Raw genomic sequence first — 1,938 nt, 5'->3', positions numbered from 1 at the left:
CTCTTCGCCATTTTCCTTCAATTATACCTTTTTTCCTCTTAACACTGAAAAAGTTAAAATCCATAATATTATTAATCCATAATCACGATGAGAGACAAACCAAAGGGTTCCGTCCCGAGGCAATGTCTCTCTTTTTTATTTCTTATATTCCAATTTCCCCCTTAAGCTATTCATAAAAACAAGCTTTCCTCTATGCCTCTTTGCCATTAAACAATATATTCTCCTATGCCTATATTACCCATCGTTTTTTTGCCTTAATGCAAACCCTATAAAAACATTCTAAATGTGCCGCTTGATCCAAGGGTTTTTAAATTGTCATATTTATAACGCATTAAATGTCCTTATAAGACATATTTAGCACTATAAATATAACATTGCCAAGAAAATTATATGTTCTGAATTTTTCCAATGGAAGTATATAGTTACATAAGTCCTTTTGCTTTCAGGCTGCAAAAGTCCTTCTTTCCGATGATGATGTGATCGAGGACTTCAATCCCCAATATTTTGCCTGCTTCAATCATACGCCTGGTTATTTTTATATCCTCTTCTGATGGCTCAGTGTCACCCGAGGGGTGGTTGTGGACCAAGATTACCGAAGAGGCGCTATGCGTGATTACCTCTTTAAAAACCTCACGGGGATGGACAAGACTCGCACTAAGGGTGCCCGTTGAAATGTCTGATATCCCTATTATTTTATTCCGTGTGTTGAGGAGGATAAGCTTGAAATGTTCCTTTGCTTTATCTTTGATTTTTGCACGAATAGCTTTTACCACACCTTGAGGGTCTTTAATATCGTAATCTACATGTTCTTCTTCCAAATCCTCTCTTTTTGCAAGTTCAAATGAAGCCTTGAGCTTGGCTGATTTTGCAATGCCGATACCCTTTATCTTACAAAGCTCTTCGATTGTTGCCTCGCTTATTGCCCTGATACTACCAAACCTTGTCATTAATTCCTGGGCAATAGTCATGACAGATTTTTTGGAAACACCCTGCCCAACAATCAGAGCCAGAAGCTCCTGAGATGATAATGCCTCAGCACCGAACTTTAAGAGCCTCTCCCTCGGCCTTTCCGGCTTCGGCAGGTCACGGACAGTAAATGACCCATCATTTTTCATAGTATCCCTCGCGTTTTAAAGCATATACCCTCTGCTATCTGCTCCATGCTCCATGCTATGATGCCCGCTTCTTCAGTATCAGAGAGCCAAAGGCACCCAATAAAGAGACAGCAGTAGAAAGGGCAAAGGCATTTGTGAATGTCCCTGTTGCATCCTTGATTAAACCGCCTATTACAGGTCCCAGGGCCTGGCCTATTCCAAAAAAGAGTGTAATAAAACCAAGACCCGCAGGTGCCAGCCTTCCCCCCACTGCATCTCCTGAAGCTGCCGCCATAATAGTAGGGATAGACCAGGCTGTGATGCCAAACACTACAGCGGATATATAAAAACCTGTGGAATCCTTCCAGAAGGCAAAAACAACATACGAAAGGGCAAGTGTTATGTAGGCAAGCATTGAGCCATATCTTCTCCCGAGGACATCTGATATCCAGCCCCATATAACCCCGCAGAATATACTGAAAACTCCGAGAACCGCAAATATCCTGCCTGCCGCAACCGGTGCAACCCCTAATTCCTTGGTAAGATATGCAACAAAAAAGGTCAGGTATATTATGTAAGAGAAGCCATACATAAAATATACACACCCAAGTTTCCATATTTCGGGTTCTACCACAATATCCTTGAATGCGGAAAAAAGGGTAACCTTTGGTCCCCCTTTCTGTTCCTCTTCCCCTCCGTAAATTGAGAGCCCCTTCTCCTTCGGGTTATTTCTCAGGAATGCATAGCAAACAAAGGCAAAAATGAATACGGCGATCCCCATAAAAAACCATGCATACCTCCACCCATCCTTTCCAAATGCGGAAATAACAGGAGGAAGCAAGAT

The 1,938-nt window shown here is 42.0% G+C and carries 2 protein-coding genes; both read right to left on the bottom strand.

Annotated elements, in window-relative coordinates:
* Positions 1–422: 422 nt before the first annotated feature.
* Positions 423–1,115: a DNA repair protein RadC gene (gene radC / locus NTU69_00065; protein MCX5801928.1), complete on the bottom strand. Its 693-nt coding sequence runs from the start codon at positions 1,113–1,115 to the stop codon at positions 423–425.
* 55 nt (positions 1,116–1,170) lie between these two features.
* A partial coding sequence (locus NTU69_00060; GenBank protein ID MCX5801927.1) for an MFS transporter occupies positions 1,171–1,938 on the bottom strand: 768 nt, incomplete at its 5' end.

The sequence above is a fragment of the Pseudomonadota bacterium genome, assembly GCA_026388215.1.
Lineage (GTDB): Bacteria > Desulfobacterota > Syntrophorhabdia > Syntrophorhabdales > Syntrophorhabdaceae > JAPLKF01.
The sequence above is the reverse complement of the archived record's forward strand: the minus strand, read 5'-3'. Positions and strand labels throughout refer to the sequence as shown.

Bases quoted from the DNA above. Each gene is read 5' to 3' on its own strand.
- radC (MCX5801928.1), bottom strand. From the start codon at position 1,115: ATGAAAAATGATGGGTCATTTACTGTCCGTGACCTGCCGAAGCCGGAA.